19 protein-coding genes are annotated in these 23,304 nt (G+C 64.8%); 6 read left to right on the top strand and 13 right to left on the bottom strand.

The window, feature by feature from the left end; all coding sequences use genetic code 11:
• Positions 1–8 precede the first annotated feature (8 nt).
• Together glgA and ACNFIC_RS15405 are read right to left on the bottom strand one after the other, a co-directional pair.
• Positions 9–1,568: a glycogen synthase GlgA gene (gene glgA, locus ACNFIC_RS15400; protein WP_138220838.1), complete on the bottom strand. Its 1,560-nt coding sequence runs from the start codon at positions 1,566–1,568 to the stop codon at positions 9–11.
• A gap of 505 nt (positions 1,569–2,073) precedes the next feature.
• On the bottom strand, positions 2,074–2,241 hold the full coding sequence (locus ACNFIC_RS15405; RefSeq protein WP_171030988.1) for a DUF6026 family protein: 168 nt from the start codon (positions 2,239–2,241) through the stop codon (positions 2,074–2,076).
• Between the two features lie 84 nt (positions 2,242–2,325).
• Here ACNFIC_RS15405 and gnd point away from each other — a divergent pair, with 84 nt between their 5' ends.
• From gnd to ACNFIC_RS15425, 4 genes are all read left to right on the top strand, one after another.
• The gene (gene gnd, locus ACNFIC_RS15410; RefSeq protein WP_416781334.1) at positions 2,326–3,426 is read left to right on the top strand and encodes a phosphogluconate dehydrogenase (NAD(+)-dependent, decarboxylating); all 1,101 of its coding nucleotides are present in this window, start codon (positions 2,326–2,328) and stop codon (positions 3,424–3,426) included.
• Complete coding sequence (zwf, locus tag ACNFIC_RS15415) at positions 3,423–4,931, top strand: glucose-6-phosphate dehydrogenase (RefSeq protein ID WP_138220836.1); 1,509 nt, start codon at positions 3,423–3,425, stop codon at positions 4,929–4,931. Before gnd ends, zwf begins: the two co-directional genes overlap by 4 nt.
• Before the next feature lie 333 nt (positions 4,932–5,264).
• Positions 5,265–7,061, top strand: coding sequence for a glycoside hydrolase family 15 protein (locus tag ACNFIC_RS15420; protein WP_416781335.1), 1,797 nt, complete (start codon positions 5,265–5,267; stop codon positions 7,059–7,061).
• Positions 7,062–7,201: 140 nt separating this feature from the next.
• Positions 7,202–7,471 (top strand): hypothetical protein, encoded by a 270-nt coding sequence (locus tag ACNFIC_RS15425; protein WP_138220834.1) that lies wholly within the window; start codon positions 7,202–7,204, stop codon positions 7,469–7,471.
• 76 nt (positions 7,472–7,547) lie between these two features.
• Here ACNFIC_RS15425 and ACNFIC_RS15430 read toward each other — a convergent pair whose 3' ends face one another.
• The 6 genes from ACNFIC_RS15430 to ACNFIC_RS15455 form a co-directional block, all read right to left on the bottom strand.
• Complete coding sequence (locus tag ACNFIC_RS15430) at positions 7,548–8,834, bottom strand: PQQ-dependent sugar dehydrogenase (protein WP_138220833.1); 1,287 nt, start codon at positions 8,832–8,834, stop codon at positions 7,548–7,550.
• On the bottom strand, positions 8,831–9,232 hold the full coding sequence (locus ACNFIC_RS15435) for a DUF2231 domain-containing protein (RefSeq protein ID WP_416781336.1): 402 nt from the start codon (positions 9,230–9,232) through the stop codon (positions 8,831–8,833). The genes ACNFIC_RS15430 and ACNFIC_RS15435 overlap by 4 nt, the downstream gene beginning before the upstream one ends.
• Before the next feature lie 180 nt (positions 9,233–9,412).
• Complete coding sequence (locus ACNFIC_RS15440) at positions 9,413–9,718, bottom strand: NIPSNAP family protein (protein WP_138220831.1); 306 nt, start codon at positions 9,716–9,718, stop codon at positions 9,413–9,415.
• A 60-nt stretch (positions 9,719–9,778) separates the two neighbouring features.
• The gene (locus ACNFIC_RS15445; protein WP_138220830.1) at positions 9,779–10,336 is read right to left on the bottom strand and encodes a lipocalin family protein; all 558 of its coding nucleotides are present in this window, start codon (positions 10,334–10,336) and stop codon (positions 9,779–9,781) included.
• 115 nt (positions 10,337–10,451) lie between these two features.
• On the bottom strand, positions 10,452–12,038 hold the full coding sequence (locus tag ACNFIC_RS15450) for a rhodanese-related sulfurtransferase (RefSeq protein ID WP_416781337.1): 1,587 nt from the start codon (positions 12,036–12,038) through the stop codon (positions 10,452–10,454).
• On the bottom strand, positions 12,035–12,637 hold the full coding sequence (locus tag ACNFIC_RS15455) for a cysteine dioxygenase (RefSeq protein WP_138220828.1): 603 nt from the start codon (positions 12,635–12,637) through the stop codon (positions 12,035–12,037). The genes ACNFIC_RS15450 and ACNFIC_RS15455 overlap by 4 nt, the downstream gene beginning before the upstream one ends.
• Positions 12,638–12,937: 300 nt before the next feature.
• Here ACNFIC_RS15455 and ACNFIC_RS15460 point away from each other — a divergent pair, with 300 nt between their 5' ends.
• Together ACNFIC_RS15460 and ACNFIC_RS15465 are read left to right on the top strand one after the other, a co-directional pair.
• On the top strand, positions 12,938–13,891 hold the full coding sequence (locus ACNFIC_RS15460) for an ABC transporter substrate-binding protein (protein WP_138220827.1): 954 nt from the start codon (positions 12,938–12,940) through the stop codon (positions 13,889–13,891).
• A gap of 114 nt (positions 13,892–14,005) precedes the next feature.
• A complete protein-coding gene (locus ACNFIC_RS15465) occupies positions 14,006–15,325 on the top strand; it encodes an LLM class flavin-dependent oxidoreductase (RefSeq protein ID WP_416781338.1) in 1,320 nt (439 codons plus the stop codon).
• Between the two features lie 236 nt (positions 15,326–15,561).
• Here the strand turns inward: ACNFIC_RS15465 and ACNFIC_RS15470 are convergent, their stop codons facing one another.
• The 5 genes from ACNFIC_RS15470 to ACNFIC_RS15490 all read right to left on the bottom strand — a co-directional run bounded on the left by ACNFIC_RS15470 (position 15,562) and on the right by ACNFIC_RS15490 (position 23,097).
• The gene (locus tag ACNFIC_RS15470) at positions 15,562–17,973 is read right to left on the bottom strand and encodes a TonB-dependent receptor plug domain-containing protein (RefSeq protein ID WP_138220825.1); all 2,412 of its coding nucleotides are present in this window, start codon (positions 17,971–17,973) and stop codon (positions 15,562–15,564) included.
• A gap of 33 nt (positions 17,974–18,006) precedes the next feature.
• Complete coding sequence (locus ACNFIC_RS15475; RefSeq protein WP_171030987.1) at positions 18,007–18,501, bottom strand: RidA family protein; 495 nt, start codon at positions 18,499–18,501, stop codon at positions 18,007–18,009.
• Between the two features lie 20 nt (positions 18,502–18,521).
• Positions 18,522–20,084 (bottom strand): NAD(P)/FAD-dependent oxidoreductase, encoded by a 1,563-nt coding sequence (locus tag ACNFIC_RS15480; RefSeq protein ID WP_416781339.1) that lies wholly within the window; start codon positions 20,082–20,084, stop codon positions 18,522–18,524.
• A gap of 524 nt (positions 20,085–20,608) precedes the next feature.
• Positions 20,609–21,703 (bottom strand): LLM class flavin-dependent oxidoreductase, encoded by a 1,095-nt coding sequence (locus ACNFIC_RS15485; RefSeq protein ID WP_416781340.1) that lies wholly within the window; start codon positions 21,701–21,703, stop codon positions 20,609–20,611.
• 59 nt (positions 21,704–21,762) lie between these two features.
• On the bottom strand, positions 21,763–23,097 hold the full coding sequence (locus ACNFIC_RS15490) for an LLM class flavin-dependent oxidoreductase (RefSeq protein WP_138220822.1): 1,335 nt from the start codon (positions 23,095–23,097) through the stop codon (positions 21,763–21,765).
• Between the last annotated feature and the right edge of the window lie 207 nt (positions 23,098–23,304).

A 23,304-nucleotide genomic window follows, 5' to 3' on the forward strand; every position in this document is an offset into this window, starting at 1 on the left:
CCCCGCCTTCAGTAGTGAGCCTGTTGTGTCTGCTTGACCAGTTCCTCGTACAGGCGTGCGTAAGGCTCCACCGCCTGGCACCAGTTGAACGGCTGGGTCATCGACAGGCAGCGCATGGCATTGAGCAGGTCTTTCTTAGCGTACACGTAGAACGCCCGGCTCAGGGCTTCGCGGTAGCTCTCGACGGTGGAATCGTCGAACAGAAAGCCCGTTACTCCATTTTCGATGGTGTCGGCCAGCCCGCCGGTGTTACGCGCCACCGGCAGCGAACCGAAGCGCTGCGCGTACATCTGGCTCAGCCCGCAGGGCTCGTAGCGCGATGGCATCAGCAGGAAGTCCGAACCTGCGAACATGCGCCGCGCATCGGTTTCGTTGAAGCCGATGCGCACGCCGATGCGGCCTGGGTGGCGCAGGGCCAACTCACGCATGGCTTGTTCTTCTTCCGGCTCACCCCGGCCGATGATCGCGATCTGGCCGCCTTGCTCGACGATGTAGTCGGCCACCCCTAAGGTCAGGTCCAGGCCTTTTTGGTAGACCAGGCGCGAGACCACCGCGAACAGCGGCCCAGTGCAAGGCTCCAGCTCGAACAGCTCACGCACCTGCTGGGTGTTGCGCGCCTTGCCGTCCCAGTCGTTGAGGCTGAAGTTGTGGTGTAGGTGCCGGTCGGTGGCCGAGTCCCAGCTTTCATCGATGCCATTGGGGATGCCGCCGAGCAGGCCTTGCTGGGCCTTGCTGGCAAGGAACCCATCCAGGCCGCAGCCGAACGCCGGAGTGGTGATCTCACGGGCATACGTAGCGCTGACCGTGGTGATGTGGCTGGAATAGGCAAGACCTGCCTTGAGGAACGACAGTTTGCCGTAGAACTCCATGCCTTCCTGCTGCATGGCGTGATCGGGGATCGCCAGCTCCGGGCTGCAAGCACGGCTGTACACCCCCTGGTAGGCCAGGTTATGAATGGTGAACAGGGTCGGAGTGCTCAGGCCGCGCCAGTGCATGTAGGCCGGCGCCAGCCCTGCCGGCCAATCGTGGGCGTGCACCAGATCCGGGCGCCAGTGGGCCATGCCTTCGCCGGCAGCGATCTCTGCGGCAGCGAGGCCCAGGCGGGCGAAACGGATGTGGTTGTCCGGCCAGTCGCGGCCATTGTTAGCGCCATAGGGCGTGCCATCGCGCTGGTACAGCTCGGGGCAGATCAGCACGTAGATCACCAGCCCATCGGCCAGGTCCATGCGCCCGATCTTGCACGCTGGCAGCGCCGCGTGACCGCCCAGCTCGCCGACGATATGAATGGGGTTGTCGCTTTCGAGCACCTGCGGGTAGCCCGGGATCAGCACGCGCACATCATGCAGGTGGGCCAGGGCCCTGGGCAGTGCGGCAGAAACGTCGCCCAGACCGCCAGTCTTGACCAGGTCGGCGATTTCCGAGGTGACGAACAATACCTTGCACTTGTTGGGGTTCTGCTGGCGCTGTACGCCGGGTGCCTTGGCTGTCGGTACGAGGCTCGGCGGCACCGGCTCGCGGTTATCCAGGTTGAATGACTCTACGTGAGGTTCGACAGCGGCACTGATCATACGTCTCTCCGTCCCTTGTTCATGCGGGATGCGTTTGTGTTGGCTCGTTCTGGTTAGGTCTCTCTTTTTTCGGTACTGCATCTTCGTAGTGCGGTCCTTGCCCCATTTCCGTGCGCACACACGGCACGTCTGGCACTCCGGCCTGAGACGTGTGGACTGTATGGGAGAGGTTGGCCGAGCGGGGAAGTCCCTTTGCATTGGCCTACTTACTTCCTGACCGGCCGCTATTTCGGAAAGTTCGACTTTTTTACGTCACTTTTTCCCGAGCAAATCGCGGGCCGAACCCGGAGTGTAGGCGACGAAACGACATGCTTGTGACCGATTGGTCAGAAAATGCTCGACCGTTCGTCCTCGCAAACGTTGGCGCTGTGCGGGTGGGGTAATCGACGAGGGGAGAGGCAAAACGCGGTGAAGCAAACGCGACCTGCGCGAGGGCAGGGCAAGGGATAGAGCGGCGGCGCGGCCTCTTCGAGAAGCAGCGCCGGGAGAACCTGGCAGGGGGCTATTAGCGGTTGACGGCTTTGTCGGCCAGGTTGGCTTGTTCGAGCAACATGCTCAGTTGAGCGACCTGCAGGCGCAGTTGTTCGCGTTCGTCCTTCAGCTGGCGCAGCTCGTCACGGCGGATAGTGACGTAGAGGGTCTGGGTGGGGGTGGACGGCATCAGAGTACCCATGAGTACACCTCGCATTTCAGGCTGGTGACATTTCAAAGCGTAGTCGCTTCATGCGGCGCGCATTCTGAATTCTTTCCCTGTGCAATGGAACTTTTTTGTTTATGGTGGTCGCGCCGTTCGTCGGTGAACCCTCGGGCGGTCTGCTGGACTAATCTGAAATCCTCAACGGTTGTCATCCATTTCTATCGGGAGCGTCGGCACATGCAACTGGGAATCGTCGGGCTGGGCCGCATGGGCGGCAATATCGCAAGGCGCCTGATGCGCGCCGGCCATCGCACGGTGGTGCATGATCGCAGCCGCGATGCGATCAGTGCGCTGGAAGGCGAGGGTGCCCAAGGTGCCCATGACCTGGGCGCACTGGTGCACAAGCTCAAGGCGCCGCGCGCGGTGTGGGTGATGCTGCCGGCAGGCGAGGCGACCGAGCAGACCATTGCCCAACTGGCCGAATTACTGGAGCCGGGCGATGCCATCATCGATGGTGGCAACACCTTCTACAAAGACGACGTGCGCCGCGCCGCGCAGTTGGCCCAGCGCGGCCTGCACTATCTGGATGTGGGTACCTCGGGCGGTGTGTGGGGGCTGGAGCGCGGCTACTGCATGATGATCGGCGGTGAGCAGGAGGTGTTCGAGCGCCTGGAGCCGCTGTTCAAGGCCCTGGCCCCCGGCGTTGGCGACATTGCGCGTACCCAGGGCCGCAGCGGCGAGCACCAGCGGGCCGAGCACGGCTACATCCACGCCGGACCGCCCGGTGCCGGGCATTACGTGAAAATGGTGCACAACGGCATCGAGTACGGCCTGATGCAGGCCTATGCCGAGGGCTTCGACCTGCTGCGCAGCAAGGGCGGTGATGAGTTGCCCGAAGACCAGCGTTTTGACCTCAACCTGGCCGAGATCGCTGAAGTCTGGCGGCGCGGCAGCGTGGTCACCTCCTGGCTGCTGGACCTGACCGCCGATGCCCTGGTAGCCGACCCGCAGCTCAGTCAGTTCAGCGGCTCGGTGTCCGACAGCGGCGAGGGGCGCTGGACCATCGATGCCGCGGTGGAGCAGGCCGTGCCAGTGCCGGTGCTATCTAGCGCGCTGTTCGCGCGCTTTCGCTCGCGTCAGCAGCAGGGCACCTACGGCGACAAGGTACTCTCGGCCATGCGCCTGGGCTTCGGTGGCCACGTGGAGAAAAAGGCCCAATGAGCGAACAGAAAATCCCGGCTGCACCGCCTTGCACCTTGTTCCTGTTCGGCGCCAACGGCGACCTGGTCAAGCGCCTGCTGATGCCGGCGCTGTACAACCTTAGCCGCGACGGCCTGCTTGACCGCAACCTGCGTATCGTTGGCGTCGACCACAACCCGGCCAGCGCCGAGCAATTCGCAGAGCGCCTGCACGCGTTCATGCAGACGCGCGACCAGGGCGGCGAGGGCGCGGCTAAGTGCCTGGACGAAAAACTCTGGGCACGCCTGGCCAAGCGCCTGGACTACCAGACTGGCGACTTTCTCGATCCCCAGACCTACCAGGCCTTGGCCAAGCGCATCGACAAGACCGCACACGGCAATGCGATCTTTTATCTTGCCACGTCCCCGCGCTTCTTCCCCGAAGTGGCCCAGCGCCTGGGCGAAGCAGGCTTGTTGGATGAGTCGGCAGGTGGCTTTCGTCGGGTGGTGGTGGAAAAGCCGTTCGGCACCGACCTTGCCAGCGCCGAGGCCCTCAACGCCTGCCTGCTCAACGTGATGAGCGAGCGGCAGATCTACCGCATCGATCATTACTTGGGCAAGGAGACGGTGCAGAATATCCTGGTCAGCCGCTTCTCCAATGGTTTGTTCGAGTCGTTCTGGAACAATCACTACATCGACCATGTACAGATCACCGCCGCCGAGACCGTGGGGGTGGAGACGCGCGGCGCGTTCTACGACAGCACTGGCGCGCTGCGCGACATGGTCCCCAATCACCTGTTCCAGCTCCTGGCGATGGTCGCGATGGAGCCGCCGGCGGCGTTCGGCGCCGATGCCGTACGTGGCGAGAAAGCCAAGGTGATCGGTGCCATTCGCCCCTGGTCGCAAAAAATGGCCCTGAAGCACTCGGTACGTGGCCAGTACACCCGTGGCAAGCAGGGCCGCAAGGCGGTGGCAGGCTACCGTGAAGAGGCGAATGTCGCCCCGGCCAGCCAGACCGAAACCTACGTTGCTCTCAAGGTGATGATCGACAATTGGCGCTGGGCCGGGGTGCCGTTCTACCTGCGAACCGGCAAGCGTATGAGCGTACGCGACACTGAAATCGCTATCTGCTTCAAGCCCGCACCCTATGCGCAGTTTCGTGAAAGTGAGCTGGAACGGCCCAAGCCCAATTACCTGAAGATCCAGATCCAGCCCAACGAGGGCATGTGGTTCGACCTACAGGCCAAGCGCCCGGGGCCGGAGTTGGTGATGGAGAACGTTGAGCTGGGCTTTGCCTACAAGGACTTCTTCAAGATGACCCCGGCCACTGGCTATGAGACGTTGATCTATGACTGCCTGATCGGTGACCAGACGCTGTTCCAGCGCGCCGACAACATCGAGAATGGCTGGCGCGCGGTGCAGCCGTTCCTGGATGCCTGGGCCAACGGGGCGGGGGAGGTGCATGAGTATGCGGCGGGCGAGGATGGGCCCGAGGCCGGCAATGAATTGCTCAGCCGTGACAAGCGCGAGTGGCACCGCCTGGGCTGAACATTTGCACCTGCACTTGCACGTGCACTTGTAGGAGATCACCCAGCCCTTTGGGCTGCGCTGTCGCGCAGAGAACTGATTTCGCAAGCGCTCCGCGTACCCTGTGGGAGCGGCGGTTCGGCGCCCCGACTTGCCCGCGAAGCAGGCGACTCGGTGGATGGCACCGGCTTTGCCGGTGTTCGCGGTGATCCGGCACTCCGGCAAGCCCGCTCCCACAGATTCCTTCTAAATCAACAAGTTATGTGTAGTTCTATGAGAGCAGTCTTTCCCATGGAACGACCACGCCCGCTGTGGCATCCAACCCTGCGAAGCCCACCTACCGCAGGAGCCCGGATGTCTGCCCCCATCGAAGACTATGCGCTGATCGGCAACTGCCGCAGCGCGGCGCTGGTCAACCGCGACGGTGCCATCGACTGGTTGTGCCTGCCGCGTTTCGACGCCCCTGCGGTGTTCGCCGCGCTATTGGGCAATGCTGGCAACGGCCGCTGGCGCATCGCCCCAAGCGATCCGGTCGAGCAGTGCACACGCCGCTATGTGGGCGACACCCTGGTGCTGGAAACCACTTGGAACACTGCCAGTGGCCGAGCGCGGATGCTCGACTGCATGCCGCTGGGCGAGCGCAACGAGGTGCTGCGTATCGTCGAAGGCCTGGACGGCGAAACCGCCTTCGAACTGGATCTGGTGCTGCGCTTTGACTACGGGCGTAGCGTGCCTTGGGTGGAAAAGCTCGACCCGCTGACCCTCAGCGCGGTCGCCGGCCCCGATCGGCTGATCCTGCGCAGCACCTGCGAGATCCATGGCGAGGATCACCACAGCGTTGCGCGTTTTCGCGTGCGCGCAGGCGAACGCCAGGTGTTCAGCTTGTGCCACCAACCTTCGCACCTGCCGGTGCAGCCTGGCACCGATGCCCAACAGGCCCTCGCCGACACGTTGGCGCAGTGGCAAGCCTTCGCTGATCGCTGCCCCGACGTCGGCCCCTACACGGTGCAGGTGCGCCGCTCGTTGCTCACCCTCAAGGCCATGACCTACCAGCCCACCGGTGGCATGGTGGCTGCCGTGACCACCTCGTTGCCGGAGCGGGTCGGCGGGGAGCGTAACTGGGATTACCGTTTCTGCTGGCTACGCGACGCCACCATGACCCTGCTGGCCCTTATGAACCTGGGTTACTTCGACGAGGCCCAGGCCTGGCGCGAGTGGCTGTTGCGCTCGGTGGCCGGCAACCCCGAGCAGATGCAGATCATGTATGGCCTGGCCGGCGAGCGTGACCTGACTGAATTTACCTTGCCGTGGCTGGCCGGCTACGAGCACTCGCAGCCAGTACGGGTAGGCAATGCGGCGGCCGATCAGTTGCAGTTGGACATATATGGCGAGCTTGCCGATGCCATGACCCAGGCCATCAGAGGTGGCCTGCCGCGCCACCCACGCAGCGCCGCGATTGCCCGTGCGATCTTGCCGTACTTGGAGCGCATCTGGCGTGAGCCGGACGAAGGCCTTTGGGAAGTGCGTGGCCCGCGCCAGCATTTCGTGCATTCCAAGGTCATGGCCTGGGTCGCCTTCGATCGTTCAGCGGGGCTGGCGGACACCACCGAACAAGGGCGTGAGCACGCGCGGCATTACCGCGAGGTGGCCGACCGGATCCATGAGCATGTGTGCGCCCAGGGGCTCGATGCCAATGGCCAGCATTTCGTGCAGGCCTATGGCTCGGAAGCGCTCGACGCGAGCTTGTTGCAAATTGCCCTGACCGGGTTCCTGCCGGCGCACGATCCGCGTTTTTTGCGCACCCTTGAGCAGATCGAGAAACGCCTGCTGCGCAACGGCTTGCTGCTGCGCTATGACAGCGACAGCGCTGCCGACGGGCTGACGCCGGGGGAGGGGACGTTCCTGGTGTGTTCGTTCTGGCTGGCGGATGTGTATGTGCTGTTGGGGCGCCAGCAGGAGGCTCAGGCGCTGTATGAGCGGCTGAGCGGGCTGTGCAACGATGTCGGGCTTTTGGCTGAACAGTACGATCCGGCGGGTAGGCGCATGCTGGGGAATTTTCCGCAGGCGTTCAGTCATATCGGGATCATCAATACGGCATTGAATCTGTATCGGGCGCAGTGTCCGGTGCGCGATCGGGCGGGGAATAGGTAGCCTGCTTGGCGGCACTTGGGTCTTGTACAAGCGTTGAGTCAGCATGACTGGCAAATAGCCATTATCGACCTATCCTAGTGAGTGAAGCCGCAATCCGGCACCGGCCCGCGTGCCGGTTCGCTGAGAGAAGGAACCTGCCTATGTCCTACCCCGCCGATGTGCCCGCCGCACCCGACCTGCAACGTTTTCTCGACGAAGAAGGCACGTGCGAAGCCCTCGCGCACTTGCTCGAAAAAGCCCTGGCGGCCAGGCGCAACCGCCTGGTAGACGCCTACCGAGGCAACGCCTACACGGTTAGTTTCGAGGACGAGGATGTGATCATCGAGTGGTATAGCCAGCGCAAGATGCCGGCCCAGCACTTGCCGCTGGACCGCTTCATCGCCCTGTTGCGCGCCTGGCCTGGCGCCTGAGGGGCATCCTGGTCAGGCTGTTGGCAGCGGCTGCGAGGCGTACAGCAGATCGCCTCGCATCGCGGCCTGCGGGTGCTCAGCGGGCAGGCGTCACGCGCCATACCGTGTTGGCCAGGTCATCGGCAATGATCAGTGCGCCTTTCGGGTCCACCGTCACGCCCACTGGGCGGCCACGGGTCTTGCCATCTTCGCCGCGAAAACCGGTGGCGAAGTCCACCGGGTCACCGGCCGGCTTGCCCGCCTTGAACGGTACGAAGATCACTTTGTAGCCCACCGGGTTCGGCCGGTTCCAACTGCCGTGCTCGCCGACGAACACACCGTCGGCGAACGCTGACCCCATGGCCGCGTTGGAAAAATCGACCCCAAGCGCCGCCACGTGCGAGCCCAGGCTGTAGTCGGGTGCTATCGCGGTTTTGACCTTGTCCGGGTTCTGCGGGCGCACGCGGTCGTCGACGTGCTGGCCCCAGTAGCTGTACGGCCAGCCGTAGAACGCCCCGTCCTGCACCGACGTGAGGTAGTCGGGGACCAGGTCCGGGCCCAGCTCGTCGCGCTCGTTGGCCACTGCCCACAGCTGCCCGCTGCCCGGTTGGATGGCCAGCGCGGTGGGGTTGCGAATGCCGGTGGCGTAGGGGCGGTGGGCGCCGGTCGCTGCGTCTACTTCCCAGACCATGGCGCGGTCCACCTCGGCCTCCATGCCGCGCTCGGTGATGTTGCTGTTCGAACCGATGCCCACGTACAGATAGCGCCCATCGGGACTAATCGCCAGCGACTTGGTCCAATGGTGATTGATCTGCGCGGGCAGGTCGGTGACCTTGGTCGGCGGGCCGCCTGCCTGGGTCTGGCCGTCCTGGTAGTCGAAGCGCACCAGCGCGTCCTGGTTGGCCACATACAGCTTGCCGGCGTAGAAGGCCAGGCCGTAGGGCGCGTTGAGGTTGTCGGCGAACACCGTCTGCAACTCGTAGGTGCCGTCACCGTCGGCATCGCGCAGCAGGGTCAGGCGGTTGCCGCCTTTGACTTGGGTATTGCCCTTGGCCTTGATCTGGCTGGCGATTACGTCCTTGGGCTTGAGTTTGGCAGCGTTGCCGCCACGGCCCTCGGCGACCAGGATGTCGCCGTTGGGCAGTACCAGAGTCTGGCGTGGGATCTTCAAATCCTTGGCGATGGCGCGGATACGGTAGCCCTCGGGCACTTTGGGCGTTGCGTCGCCCCAGGCAGCCGGTTCGGCGATCTTCATGCTCGGCAGCAGGCCGCGTTCGGGGGCGGGCAGTTTTGGCTCTGGGCCGCGGCTCTGGGTCGGCTCGCCGTCACCGCCGCAGGCGCTCAGCAGCAGGGCCATGCTCAGGGCGCTCAGTGCAATTTTCATGACGCGACCTCCGTGCGCAGGCCAACTCCGGTGGCCACGCAGGCCAGCACGCTGACGATCAGCGACAGCACCAGCCCCGACGGCATCACCGCCCAGGCGTCCTTGGCGTGTTCGAAGGCATTCACCAGGCCCAGCAACCAGGCCGCCAGCAGTACCACGAAGTACCGCTTGCGTGCGCCACGCAGCACGCCAACGAGAGCGAACAGCAGCGCCAGGCCACTGAACAGCAGGCCGCCGGCAATCAGCCATGAGGCGAAGTTGCTCCACTGGATCTGGTAGCTCTGGTAGTAGGCGATGTCGCTGAGCAGCCCGCCAAGAAACAGCGGCACGCTGCCGGCCAGCAAGGTCGTGTGCAGCGTGCCGGGCAGGCTGCGGTAGAGGGGGGCGGTGGTGGTCACGGGCACTCCTTATCGTCGGCGATCCTTGGGTTCGGCGCTAGGCGCCTTGCAGAGGAGTGCCGCAGGAGCGGATTGGTTCAGTTGGATGTGTTTCAGCCCAGCGGCGCTGCGATCGGCCCGATCAAGGCAGACGCACGCCGTTCAGGGCGCCGAGCCGTCGCCTCGATCTGCACGGTGCGTTTATCCGAGCACTGGCTTCAGGAAGTTGCGCTCGTAGCTCAGGATGAAGCGTTGCTCGGTGGCCAGTGCAAACGCGGCGATGCACTCAGGGTCGGTTTCTGAGGCCGTGCGGTACTGCTCGTAGGCCGCCAGGCTGGGGAAGCTGAACAGCGCATAGGCTACGTTGTTGGCCCCTTCGCTGGGCAGGAAGTAGCCGTGGTGATTACCGCCCATGCGGTTGACGATGGGTATCCACAGCCTGGCATAGGCCTCGAAGGCCGGGACTTGGTAGGGGTCGATGATGTACTTGAGGTGGCAGGTGACCATTGCACGCAATCCGTTGGGTGAGCCTGGGGAGGCTCACCTTACAGACGTGCAGGGCGAGCGTCACGGGGTATCGGCGTGGCGCCAGATCAGCTGCTCGGTGGGGTAACCCTGCTTGCGGGCGATCTCCAGGAGCTGGTCGCGGGTCTGCTGGCTTACGCTCGGGGTGCGCGACAGCATCCACAGGTATTCGCGGTTGGGGTGGCCGACCAACGCCACGCGGTAGTCCGGGTCGACATACAGGACCCAGTATTCACCCTTGGTCAGGCCTGGCGCCAGGCGACTGAACCAGTTGTCGAAGCGTACCCAGAGCTTGTCGGTGCGCCCCGGCACTTGCGGTTCGGCGATGCCTTGGGCCTGGTTGGATTGACCATCCTGCTCCTTGCAGCGGTTGGTCACATCGATGCGACCGTCCTCGCGCAGGGCGTAGTGTGCTTCGGATTGCACGCAGTTGCGCTGGAAGAACATCGGCAGCCGCGCCAGCTCGTACCAGGTGCCCTGGTAGCGTTGCAGGTCGACCTGCTGGGTGGTGGGGGCTGGCAGGTGCTCGGTGCTGGAGCTTGAGCAGCCGGCCAGGGCCAAGGTGAAGCACGATAACAGCAGGGCAGTGCGCATCGACATGGTGACCTCCTGGAAAAGGGCAGTTTACAGGGGCTTGGATGCGCGCGGCGGGCGAAAGTTGTATGCGACCGCGCCTGACGTGCCGGTGCCCACGGCACGTCAGGCGCGGACTGTGTCAGGGCAGGACTACGAACCCATGGGTGCCGTCACGCTCCAGTTGAGCGATCAGCCCGAATTCCCAATCCAGGTAGCCCTGCATGGCCGCTCGCGGATTGTCGGTGCCTTCGTACGGGCGCTTGTAGCGGTCGCTGCGCGCTACGGCCAGGTGGGTCTCGCCGCTTTGCAGTGGCAACCCGGCCGCGATCCAGCGCGCGGTGCCGCCTTCGAGCAGGTACACCGGAGTCCGCGTGAGCGCTTGCAGGTCGCGCGCGGCGAAGCGCGCCAGCAGGCTGCTGCCGCAGGTCAGTACATAGCGCTGGGCGACCGGCAGTTGCTCCAGCGCAGCGGCCAACTGCGCGCGGATCACCCAATGTGCGCCGGGGATATGCCGCTTGACGTAGTTGGCGCTGGTGGTGAAGTCCAGCACCACGGTGCCGTCCTCCTGCAACCAGTCTTGCAACTGCTCGACGCTGATCGCGTTGGCCGTGGGCAGCGCCGGCAGCGGCGGCTGCCAATCGCCCCTGGCGCTGAAATCGGCTGCCGACAGACCCTCCAGCACCGCCACCTCCCAGCCCATCTGCGCCAGCCACGATGCGCTCATGTTGGCGCGTACGCCATCGTCGTCCAGCAGCACGATACGCGCGCCGCGCACGCTGGCCACATGGTCAGTCTCCTGCACCAGCTGGCCACCGGGCACCGTGCGGCTGCCGGGCAGATGGCCTGCGGCGTACTCCTCGGGGGTGCGCACATCGAACAGGTAAGTGGTGCGGCTGGCGTCCGCCTGCCAGGCCTTGAGCCCGGCGTGGTCCAGGCGCTGCACGCCGGCGCGCTCGGCCACCGCACGCGCCTGGCGGGCAGCGTTGGCGCGGGTGCCGGCGCTCACCTGGGTGAAGGTCTTGTCCTGGCCGTGGGCCAGTTGTTGCCCGGCCAGGGTCCAGCCGATGGTGCCGTTGCGCAGGGCCGCCACCGGGTTGGGAATACCGGCGTTGAGCAGCGACTGGGTGCCGATGATGCTGCGGGTACGTCCGGCACAGTTGACGATCACCTGGGTGGCTGGGTCCGGTGCCAGTTCTGCTACGCGCAGTACCAGTTCGGCGCCGGGTACGCTGATGCCGCCGGGGATGCTCATGGTCTGGTATTCATCGAAGCGCCGCGCGTCGAGCACCACCACGTCAGCCTTTGCATCGAGCAGCGCCTGTACCTGCTCGGCCGCCAGCGATGGAGTGTGGCGCACGCTTTCCACCAGCTCACCGAAGGCTTTGCTGGGGACGTTGACGTCGCGAAACAGCTCGCCGCCAGCGGCGCGCCAGCCGGCCAGGCCGCCTTCGAGCACGGCCACATCGCTGTAGCCCAGCGCCAGCAGCCGCTGCGCGGCGATTGCGGCGAGCCCCTCGCCATCGTCGTAGACGGTGATCTCGGTGTCACGTCGCGGCACTCGGGCGTAGATCTCCAGCTCCAGTTTCGACAGTGGGAGGTTGGCGGCGAACAGCGGATGGGCCTGTGCGAACGGGTCCTCTTCGCGCACATCGATCAGGGCCAGCTCCTCGCGGTCCAGCAGGGCGCGGCGGATGTCTTGGTAGCGTCGGGTGGTGACTGTGCTCATGGGGCAGGGTTCTCTTTGGACAGGTCCCAGATGTTGGGCAGGCGGCTGTTGGAATAGCCGGAAATGAACGGTTTTTCGCTGCCATCTTCGGCGTACACCGCGCGCTTGACTGCGCCGATATTGCCGCCATAGACGTGGATGCTGATCGATACCTGGTCGCTGAAGGCATTGCTGACCTGGTGGATGTCACCGATGCGCGGCGATACGGCCTCCACCTGACCCGGCGCCAGGCGCAGCGGTGCGCCACTCGGCTGCAACGCGCCCGCGGCGTCACGGCTAAAGCCCTGGGAGTATTCGGCGCCGCGGAGCATGCCGATCAGCCCCCAGACCCGATGGTCGTGAATGGGCGTGCGCTGGCCCGGCCCCCACACGAAGCTGACCACCGAAAAGCGCTGGCGCGAGTCGCAGTGCAGCAGGTACTGCTGATAGCGCTGCGCATCGGGTTGGGCGAGTTCTTCCGCCAGCCAGTCGTCATGCGCGACCAGGCTGGCCAGCAGGCCCTGGCCGCGGTCGAGGAGGGTGGCTTCGTCGGGCTGCTGGTCGAGCAGCCCGGCCAGGCTCTCGATGAAGTGGCGCAAGCGCGCCGGGTTTTGGCTCATGGTTCAGGCTCGGCGTTCGGGTTTGTTGTCACCCTAGCAAAGCCTTTTTCTATTCGTAAAATGCAAAATTATCATAAGCTAATATGCAAATAGTGCATTTACACAAAAGCGATTCTGCTTTCAAATCCAGCCAGCGCCAAAGGCATGAGGTTATGCCCAAAGCGCATTTCACAGCCGCATGATTGATCTATAGATTATAAAAATCAGCTAAGTAAGACCTAAAAGATATAAAACAATTGCCACGAGACCGCACGCGCGGATCGTCCCTGACATGCCCCAGGCGGGCATCTGGAGACCCCCGTGCGTTACTTCAAGCAACTGGCCGCCACTGTGCTGGCTACCACCTTCAGCCTCGCCGCCGCCGCCCAAACCTTGGTGGTCGGCGACCAAAGCTACAATGCCCGTGCGGTGATGGAAGCCGCCGGAGTACTCGATGGCCTGCCTTATACGCTTGAGTGGAAGCAGTTCACCGCAGGCTCCCCGGTGGCCGAGGCGCTTAACGTCGGCAGCCTCGACATCGGCCTGCTGGGGGATGCGCCGCCGTTGTTCCTGGGCGCCTTGGGCGCGCCGATCAAGGTGATTGCCGTCAGCCGGCAGAACCTCGAAGGGGTGGCCATCCTGGCCCGCAAGGACTCGTCAATCCACAGCCTGCAAGACCTGCGCGGCAAGCGTGCGGCAATCTGGAAGGGCTCCTGGAGCCAGCAGTTGCTGTTCAGTGCCCTGGACAAGGCCGGCGTACCGCGTGATGCGTTGGAGCTGCGCTACCTCAGCGCGTTGGACGCCTCCCACGCGCTGGACGGGGGCGCGGTGGACGTGATCGCCACCTGGGAACCCTATGTCACCCAGCAGGAGCGCCAGGGGGCCCGGGTGCTGGCCACCGCCGAAGGGATCATTCCTGCGCAAAGTTTCGTAGTCGCCAACAGCAAGGCGGTGCAGGCCAAGCGGGCGCAGATTGCCGACTTTCTACAACGCCTGAAGAAGGCCCGCGAGTGGACCCTGAGCGACCCGGCGCACACCGAGGCCTACGCCGATGCCTGGGCCAAGCGCACGCGCGCCGACCGTGACATTGCCCGCGCCTGGTTTGCGCGTGCGCGTACCGACCTGGCGCCGCTGAACCCGCAGGTCATCGTCGACGCGCAGAAGACCGTGGACTTCTTCGCCGGGCTCGGGCTGATCCAGGCCTACCCGGCCGCCGACCTGTTCGACACCTCGTTTGGCGCGGCCATCGAGCAGCCGACTGTCAGCCAGCACTGACGATTTCCGTCGACTCCTTCGCGGGCAAGCCCGCTCCTACAGGCCGAGCGTAAATCCCTGTGGGAGCGGGCTTGCCCGCGAAGGCCTCCCCTTGATTGCAAAGGACTCCCCCGTATGACCCAACGCAAAATCAAGCTCGGCGCCCTGACCATGGGCTGCGGCGGCCCCGGCCGACACAACCTGTGGCTGGACCCCGAACTGCCCGCCGATGCCAGCGTCAACATCGATTGGTACATCGACATCGCCCGTCAGGCCGAGGCCGCCCTGTTCGACCTGATGTTCATCGTCGACAGCCAGTTCATCACCGAGGGTTCGCCCTCGCACTACCTCAACCGCCTGGAGCCACTAACCCTGCTCTCGGCCCTGGCCGTGAGTACCCGCCATATCGGTCTGGTCGGCACCCTCACCACCTCGTACAACGCGCCTTACAATGTCGCCCGCCGGCTCGCCTCGCTGGACTTGATCAGCAAGGGCCGCGCCGGCTGGAACGTGGTCACCAGCGGCGATGCGGGCACCGCCGGTAACTACGGTCTGGACGAGCACTACGACTATGACACCCGCTATGCCCGTGCCCAGGAGCACGTGCAGGTGGTGCAAGGCCTGTGGCATTCGTACGAGGACGACGCCTTCCCCCGCGACCGCGCCAGCGGCCGCTTCCTCGACCCCGCCAAGCTGCATGGGTTGAACCACAAGGGCGAGCATTTTTCGGTGGTCGGGCCGCTGAACATCCAGCGCTCGCCCCAGGGCCAGCCGGTGATCTTCCAGGCCGGTGACTCCGAGCAAGGCCGCGACTTGGGTGCAGCCACCGCCGATGTGGTGTTCACGCATGCCGCGAGCATCGAGCAGGGCCAGGCGTTCTACCGTGACATCAAGGGCCGCGCGGCGCGCCTGGGCCGTGATCCTGAGCAGTTACTGGTGCTGCCGGGCGCTGAGATCTACGTGGGCGATACCGACGAGCACGCCCGTGAGATCGAGCGTCACTACCACCAGGCTGACCACAGCTTCGAGCTGGCGCTCAAGGAGTTCGGGCGCAATTTCGGCTGGCACGATTTTAGCCAGTACGATCTGGATGCGCCGTTCCCGCAACAGAGCCTGGAGTTCGCCCGCAGCAGCTTCTTCACCAATGCCAAGCGCATCGCCGACCAGGCCCGCGACAAGGGCTTCAGCCTGCGCCAGGCAGTGGAGTTCGGGCGCCAGCTGCGTCCCGGCGCGTTCGTCGGCTCTGCGCAGACGGTGGCGGCGAAGATGGCCGAGTGGTTCGAGGCGCGGGCGTTGGACGGGTTCAATATCTATATCGGGCATCCCGGGCAGTTCCGTCGTTTCACCCAGGAAGTGGTGCCGCTGTTGCAGGAGCGCGGGGTGTACCGCACAGAGTACGAGGGCAGCACGTTGCGCGAGAGCCTGGGGCTTTCGATTCCGCGCTTCAGTCGCTAGGTACGCGTGTGGGAGGGCTGGCGCGAAGCACGCAACGCGGTGGATGGCACCGGCTAAGCCGGTGTTGATTTGGACATCGCACGACCCTGTAGGAGCGGCCTTGTGCCGCGAAAGGGTCGCGTAGCGGCCCCGACAATATGTGCCTTGGCCGAGATCCCGGGGCTGCTTTGCAGCCCTTTCTGGCCGGTCCGGCGCTCCGGCAAGGCCGCTCCTACAGGTACCGCGCTGTACGCGGTTCAGAAGCTGTACGTCATCCGCCCAAAGTAATACCCCCCGGTAAACCCGTACGGCGAGTACACGCCATACCCCTTGAGCATGGTCTTGCTGCTTGGCGCCTGGCGCTCGGGGTACACATCGAACAAGTTGCGCGCCCCCACCGCCAGTTCCAGGTCCTTGGTCAGCTGGTAGCCCACATCCAGGTCGGTGATCCAGCGGGCCTTGTACTCGCGGTCCAGCGAGCGGTCGTTGGCGGCGTTGACCTCGCGCCAGGAACCATAGCGGGTCAGCCCCAGGTTGACCCGGTAGCGATCCAACCGCCAGTTGGCACCCAGGATCAGCTTGGTGTGTGGTTGTACCTCGGTGAGCAGGTTGCGCGCCTGGCGGTTCATCAGCTCATAGGGGGTGCCGAGGATGTTCACGCTTTCCTTGTAGTCGAGGATCTCGGTGTCGTTCCAGTTGAACGCCGCAGTCCACTTAAGCGTGCCCGCGCGGCCCAGGTCGTGATCGTAGCTGCTCACCAGGTCCAAGCCCTTGGTGCGGGTGTCGGCGCCGTTGGTAAAGTACTGGCCGCCAGAGGTCGAGTCGATGCCGTTGTCCTGTAGCGCCTGGGTGACCTCTGGCCCAAGCAGGGTGCCGGTGAGGGTGATGCGGTCACGCACGTTGATCAGGTAGGCGTCGGCAGTGAAGCTCAGGCGCTCGCTGGGCTGCCAGGTCAGGCCCAGGCTGTAGTGGGTGGATTTCTCCGGTTTCAGCGCCTCGGCACCCAGCGCCTTGGCTGCCGCCGAATCCACCGGCAGCACGCCGTAGTTGATCGACTGGTACACGCCATTGACCACGCCGTAGGTGGTGGAGCGTGCGCTGAACAGGCTGTTGGCCAGTGACGGTGCGCGGAAACCGTTGCTTACCGTGGCCCGCAGCGCCAGTTCCGGGGTGAACTCGTAGCGGGTGGTGAGCTTGCCGCTGCGGGTGGCCCCGATGCCACGGTCGTAGTGCTCATAGCGTACCGCCGCGCCCCAGTACCACTGCGGCAACGGGTTGAAACCCACATCCAGGTATCCGGCATAGCTGTTGCGGCTGGCGCTGGTGGCGTCGTTCGGCGAGATGCCGTTGGTCACCTGGGCGCCGGAGGCGGCGCAGTTGCCGGGCGTAGGGCAGTAGCCGCCGTCGGCCCAACTGGCCCAGTCGCCGGCTTGCACCTGATAGGTGTCGCGGCGTTGCTCCAGGCCCCAGGAAAAATCCAGCGGCTTGCTCAGGCCCACCTCGAAGCTGCGCCGCAGGTCGAGGTTGCTGGTCAATTGCGAGCTGACCCAGGTGCCGGATTCGAAGTGGTTGGGCGTGGCGGCGCCCAGTGATGGGTTCTGGTTGTTCCAGGTGCCCTGGGCCGCTTGGTTGCGCCCGTAGGTACTCGACAGGTCCCAGTCCCAGGCACCGGCCAGGCCCTTGGCGCCGAACGCGGCTTGGTAGTCGTATTCCTCGATGTACCAAGTGGGGGTGTAGCCATAGGGGCGACCGTTGGGGCCGATGGTGACGGTGTTGGCGATGGTCGGCAGACGGAAGTTCTGGCCTTGCTCGGCCTTGCGGTACGACCAGGTGCTGAACGAGTACAGGCTCAGGTCATCTTGCAGCGGCAACTCGGCGTTGTAGCCCAGGGTCAGCAGGTTGATCTTCGGCGTGCCGTAGCCGCCGTAGGTGACCTTGCCCGCCTGCCCGAGCGCCTCGGCCTGACTGTAGCCGTTGGCGCTGGCCTTGTTGTCGTCGTTCTGGCTGCGCGCATCCAGGGCCAGTTGCAGGATGCCGTCGTGGCCGATCTCGAAGCCTTTGTTCAGGCTTTGCTGCACGGTCTGTTTCTTGCCGTCGTAGCCTTGGCCGGCAGTGGTCACGGCAGTGCCACGGGTATCGGCCTTGAGGATCACGTTGATCACCCCGGCGATGGCGTCCGAGCCGTACTGGGCAGCAGCGCCGTCGCGCAGCACCTCGACGTGGTCGATGGCGCTGATCGGGATCAGGTCCAGGTCACTCGGCGCGGCACCGGCGTTGATGCCGCTGATGTTCAGCGTGGCACTGGTGTGGCGGCGCTTGCCGTTGACCAGCACCAGCACCTGGGCCGCATTGAGCCCGCGCAAGTTGGGCGCACGGGCCATACCGCTGGCGTCCCAGCCGGTCTTTTCCGGCAGGGTGAGCGACGGCACGCTGGCGCTCAGGGCCTCCATCAGGCCGGGCTTGCCGGTGTCCTGCAATTGCTTGGCGCTGATCACGTCGATCGGCACTGGGCTGGTGGTGACGGTGCGTTTTTCAGCGCCCCGGTTGCCGGTGACGATGACCGTGCCCAAAGCTTGGGCGCTAGGCTCGTCGGCCAGGGTCGGGGAGGTTTGCAACCCGGCGGCAAAGGCCACGGGGAGCAACGAGGCAGAGGTAAAGACTGGCTTCATGCACGCTGTTCCTTGTTGAGCGGGGTGGCGCGCTCAAGGCGCCTTGGCCGCGATCGCGTCGATTTCCACCAGCGCACCTGGCAGTGGCAAGGCCACCACCTGCAAGGCGGTGCGGGTCGGGGTGCGGGGTTGTTCGGCGGTGGCGAAGAATTCGGTGTACGCCGCTTGCAGCCCAGCAAAATCCAGTGCGCCACCGTTGGCGGGATCGCCCACCAGAAACACCCGCAGTTGGACGATGTCGCCCAGATCCAGCCCTTGGCTGTGCAACGCTGCGCGCAGTTTTTTCAGCACCGAGCGGGTTTGCGTCTCGGTGTTGCCCAGGGCTGCGACGCTGCCTTTGGGGGCCTTGGGGTCGGCCACATCCGGCAGGGTGCCGCTGATGAAGGTCAGCTGGCTGCCAGCCGGCAGCGTGACCAGTTGCGAGATCGGGAAGTTCGAGCCGGGTGGGGCGACACGCTTGATGGCGTCGGCCTGGGCGTTGAGGGAGAGGGACATGAGCACTCCGGCAAGCAGAAGAAGACGAGGCATGGGCAGGTTTCCTGAAGGGGTCAGGCGGCAGCGCCGCGGGTGGTCTGGCTGGCGTGCCGGGCGATCAGGCTGACCACGCGGCGTGCGGATTCGGCGGCGCTGTTCTGCCAGATGCCGACCCCGCCGTGGGCCAGCGCATCGCTGGCCAGCCAGGTGCGGCCCTGGGGCTGGTTGAGCCGGTCGTAGCCGGGCTGGGCGACTTCGTCGTGGACGATCCAGGGCGCTTCGCTGAAGGGGATCTTCGACCAGTTCACCACCACCGGCCGGCCAAGCTTCTGGCTGTGGCCAGGGTGCAGCGACTCAACGGCCTGGCGCGACGAGGCAATCTGCGCCTGCAGTGGTTTGGCGGCGAACTGCTCGGCCACGCTGCCGGTGTTGTAGGTGGCCACCAGGACGCCCTCGGCGCTGTTCAGGCGGTCGCTGGGATACCACAGGGTACGCACCTCGTGGTTGATGTAGCTGAGGCCGCCGTAGATCTGGAAGTCGGTCTCCCAGAAGCGTGGCGATTGCCAGGCGACCTTGTTGGCCTTGTCGCCCTCGGCACTGGCGATGGCCTGCTTGAACGGCGCATCGAAGTTGTTCGGCAACTTGGCCAGCAGCGGTAGGGGCAGGGTGACGATGGCGTAGTCGGCGTGCTCGACGTGCTGCTGGCCGCTCTTGCGGTCACGCCACACCACCTTGCTGCCGTGCTCGCCGGTCTCCACGCCCAGCACCTCGGCGCCCAAGCGCACGCTGTCCTGGACCTTGCGGTAGAACGCCTTGGGAATCTGGTCCATGCCGCCCACCGGTTGGAACATGGTCGAGGAGAACTCGGGGATCTCGTCGAACACCAGTGGCAGCAGCAGGTTGCTGTCCAGCAACTGCTCCAGCGGCACCGGTTGACGCTGGATCGGCGTCTGGTCGCCGGCACCGGCGAAGCGGGTGTAGCCGGCGCGTACCGAGCCGCGGTACTGCTGTTGGCTGTCGAGGTCGCCGTAGACCTTGAGGAAGTCCAACAGCGCTTTGCGCTGGCCACTGTCGAGTTCAGCATCCAGGCTGTTGCGGTTGACGCTGCGCGCCAGCAGCTCGCTGAAGTGTCCACGGGTGTCATTGACCGCCTGGCGCAGCAGCAGCGGCGGGCGGGCAAGATCGGGTTGGGCCAGGGCGTTGCGGCTGCTGTTGACCAGCACCTGCAATTCGACGCCAAGCTCGCGGCAGTAGCCGAGAATGGTCAGGTGGTGGCTGGGCAGGCGCGCAGCGCCAGCATTGAAGAACTGGCCTTGGTCGAACTCGACGCGTTGGCTGCTGCTATCGTTGTGTTCGATACGGTCGCCTTGGCGCAAGGTCCAGACGCGGCCGCCGACCCGCTCGCGGGCCTCCAGCACGGTGACCGAAAACCCCGCCTTGCGCAGCTCGTAGGCCGATACCAGCCCGGATATGCCTGCGCCGACAATCACCACGCGCTTGCCGTTGCCGCCGTTGGCAGCCAGTTGCAGGGGTTCGAAGGTGGCGGCCAGGGCGTTCTGCCCCAGCGCGCCGAGTGCCGCCGAATAGCCGCCAATGGCGGCGAGGCGGGCGATCAGATCTCTACGGGACAATCCCATGTCACGGTCTCCGAGAAGGTTGGTTCGGATGTGCGCAACAGGGCAGGCGGACGCATGGCGAGGCCCGACGACGGTTGGCACGAATCCATTTGCCTCCGCCATGTCGGGGTCGGTTTACAGAACTTAATGGTCTTTACGGGGGTTGTGAAAGGCTATTTTGTTCTAAGTTAATTATGTGTTTTTGTGATTTTATTTTTCTTATAAAATGTAATTAGTGCATTTAATGGTTTCGAGCCGAAAGCAACGGTTGTCTTAAGACATGTGCCAAGGCTGGCAACCATTGCCTGACAGGTTTGGTACGTTGCAACACATGTGGGAGATCACCCAGCCCTTTGGGCTGCGCTGTCGCGCAGAGAACTGATTTCGCAAGCGCTCCGCGTACCCTGTGGGAGCGGCGGTTCGGCGCCCCGACTTGCCCGCGAAGCAGGCGACTCGGTGGATGGCACCGGCTTTGCCGGTGTTCGCGGGCAAGCCCGCTCCCACATCTGTACCTGTCAGGCCATGGTTGTCAGCCCTGGTACAAGTCAGGCTCTTCGCTGATCGCGCGCAGACTCCGTTTGCGCCACCAGCGCCTTGATTCGGGGAATCAGCTCCTGCCCGTACTCCACCGCATCGCGCAGTTGGTCGAAGCCTCGGAACAGGAAGGTGCTCACCCCCAGCTCATGGTAGGCATACGCCGCCTCGGCCACCTGGTCTGGCGTTCCCACCAGTGACGTGGAGTTGCCGGCGCCGCCGCCGAGCGCGGCGATTTCGGTCCACAAGCGGGTGTCGTGCACCTTGCCGGCCAACTGCACCAGCCGCTCGGAGCCGACGTTGCTCTTGCCGAAGTTCTTCTCGCGGCGGTTGCCCTGGCGGATCCCGATGCGCTGCTTGGCATCGGCCAGAATGCGTTCGGCACGGGCCCAGGCCTCGTCCTCGGTGGCGCCGAGGATCGGTCGCAGCGACAGGCTGAAGCGGATGTGCTTTTCGCGCCCGTAGCGGGCGGCAGCCTTGCGCACCTTGGCGATGCGCTCGCGCACCTGCTCCAGGGGCTCGCCCCACATCATGTACACGTCGGCGTGCTTGGCGGCGACCTCCACGGCGGCATCCGATGCGCCGGAAAAGTAGATCGGCAGCTTGTCCACCGGCTTGACCAGGGTCAGGTTGTCTTCGACGCGGTAATGCGCACCGTGGTGGTCGAACGGCGCGGTCTGGGTCCAGGTGTTGCGCAGCACGTCCAGGTACTCGTCGGTGCGCGCGTAGCGCGCGTCCTTGTCGAGGAAGTCACCGTCGCGCTGCAAGTCGCCGCTGTCGCCACCGGTGATCACGTTGATCGAGGCGCGGCCACGGCTGAGCTGATCGAGGGTGGCGAACTGACGGGCGGCAAAGGTCGGCGCCTGGAAGCCTGGGCGGTGCGCCACCAGCAGGCCGATGCGCTCGGTCAGCGCGGCCACATAGCTGGCCAGGATCATCGAGTCGGGCGCGCTGGTGTTGACCGCCAGCAGTGCCTTGTCGAAGCCGCCGTACTCCTGGGCCTGGGCGAACGCCTTGATGAATTCCAGGTCCACCAACGGACCGCGAGGTGCCTGTGATTCGCTGCCTTCCTGGGGCCCGATGAGGCCGATGAATTCGAGGGGCATGGAGCAAACTTCCTTTTATGGGTTCATGGGCAGGGGGCCGCCAGGCGGCCCCGGCGATCTCACGCCACCGCGCTGTGCTCGCGGCGCAGGGTGTTGCGGTTGGCCGGTACCGGCAGCTCGAAGTTGTCGCGCAGGGTGTTGCCGGTGTATTCGCTGCGCACCAGCCCGCGCGCCTGTAACAGCGGCACCACCAGCTCGGTGAAGTGCTGCAGGCCATCGGGCAGCAACTGGTTGATGATGAAACCGTCGGCGGCCTCGTGCTCGAACCAGTCCTGCAAGGCGTTGGCTACCTGCTCGGGAGTGCCGACGAAGTCACGACGCGGGCGTGAGAAGCGCAGCGCCAGTTCGCGCAGGGTCAGTTGCTCGTCACGGGCCAGTTGCTTGAGCTGGTCGGCGGTGCCCTTGTGGCTGTTGTCACCCAGGCTGCCCAGGTCAGGGAAGGGCGCATCCAGCGCGTGCTGGCTGAAGTCGTAGTCGTTGAAGGGCCGGCCCAAGGCAACGAGGGCATCCTCGATGCTCACCAGATCCACGGCCTGCTGGTAGCGGCGCTCCACCTCCTGCTCGTCGCGCCCGACGATGGGGCGGATACCCGGCAGGATGAACAGCTGCTGCGGATCGCGGCCATGCTTGGCGGCGCGTTGCTTGAGGTCCTGGTAGTAGGCGCGGGCATCGCTGAACGACTCGGGGCTGACGAAGATCGCATCGGCGTTTTGCGCGGCAAAGTTGCGCCCGTCCTCGGACACCCCGGCCTGGAAGATCAGCGGCTGGCCCTGGGGCGAGCGCTGGATGTTCAGCGGCCCCTTGACCTTGAAGAACTCGCCCTGGTGGCCGAGGGTGTGCAGCTTGTCGGGGGCGAAGAATTCACCGGACTGTTTATCGCGGGTGAACGCGTCGTCCTCCCACGAATCCCACAGGCCCTTGACCACTTCGACGTGCTCGCGGGCGATGCGGTAGCGCACGGCGTGTGGCGGGTGTTCGGCCTTACCGAAGTTGTCGGCGGTGCCCGACAACCATGAAGTCACCACGTTCCAGCCGGCGCGCCCGCCGCTGATCAGGTCCAGCGATGCGAACTGGCGGGCGACTTGGAAGGGCTCGGTGTAGCTGACCGTGACCGTGGCCACCAGGCCAATGTGCGAGGTGACGGCGGCCAATGCCGAGAGAATCGTCAGCGGCTCGAAACGGTTGAGGTAGTGGGGGCTGGAGCGGGCATGGATGTGCAGGCTGTCGGCGATGAAGGCGAAGTCGAACTTCGCCGCCTCGGCCAGTTGCGCCTGCTGTTTGTAGAAACTGAAGTTGACGCTCGCATCGGCGAGGGCGTCTGGGTGACGCCACTCGCCCCAGCCGTGGCCGACACCGTGAATCATCGCGCCGAGTTTGATGTGTCGCTTGCTCATGGGGAGTCCTTCTGCAATCAGGTGATGGAGGCCTCCGCCGGGTGTGGGGTCGGACTGGTAAGGGGGACGTTAGCGTGGGGGAGAGGGGCTTGTGAAAGGCTTTGTGGTTCTAAGCTAATTATGTGTGAGGCTGATATATATTTTTATTACTATGCAATTAATTGATTTTGATTGGCGTGGGAGCGGACCTGCGCCCACGCGCCCCGG

This window comes from Pseudomonas sp. NY15463 (genome assembly GCF_048068415.1).
GTDB lineage: Bacteria > Pseudomonadota > Gammaproteobacteria > Pseudomonadales > Pseudomonadaceae > Aquipseudomonas > Aquipseudomonas mosselii_C.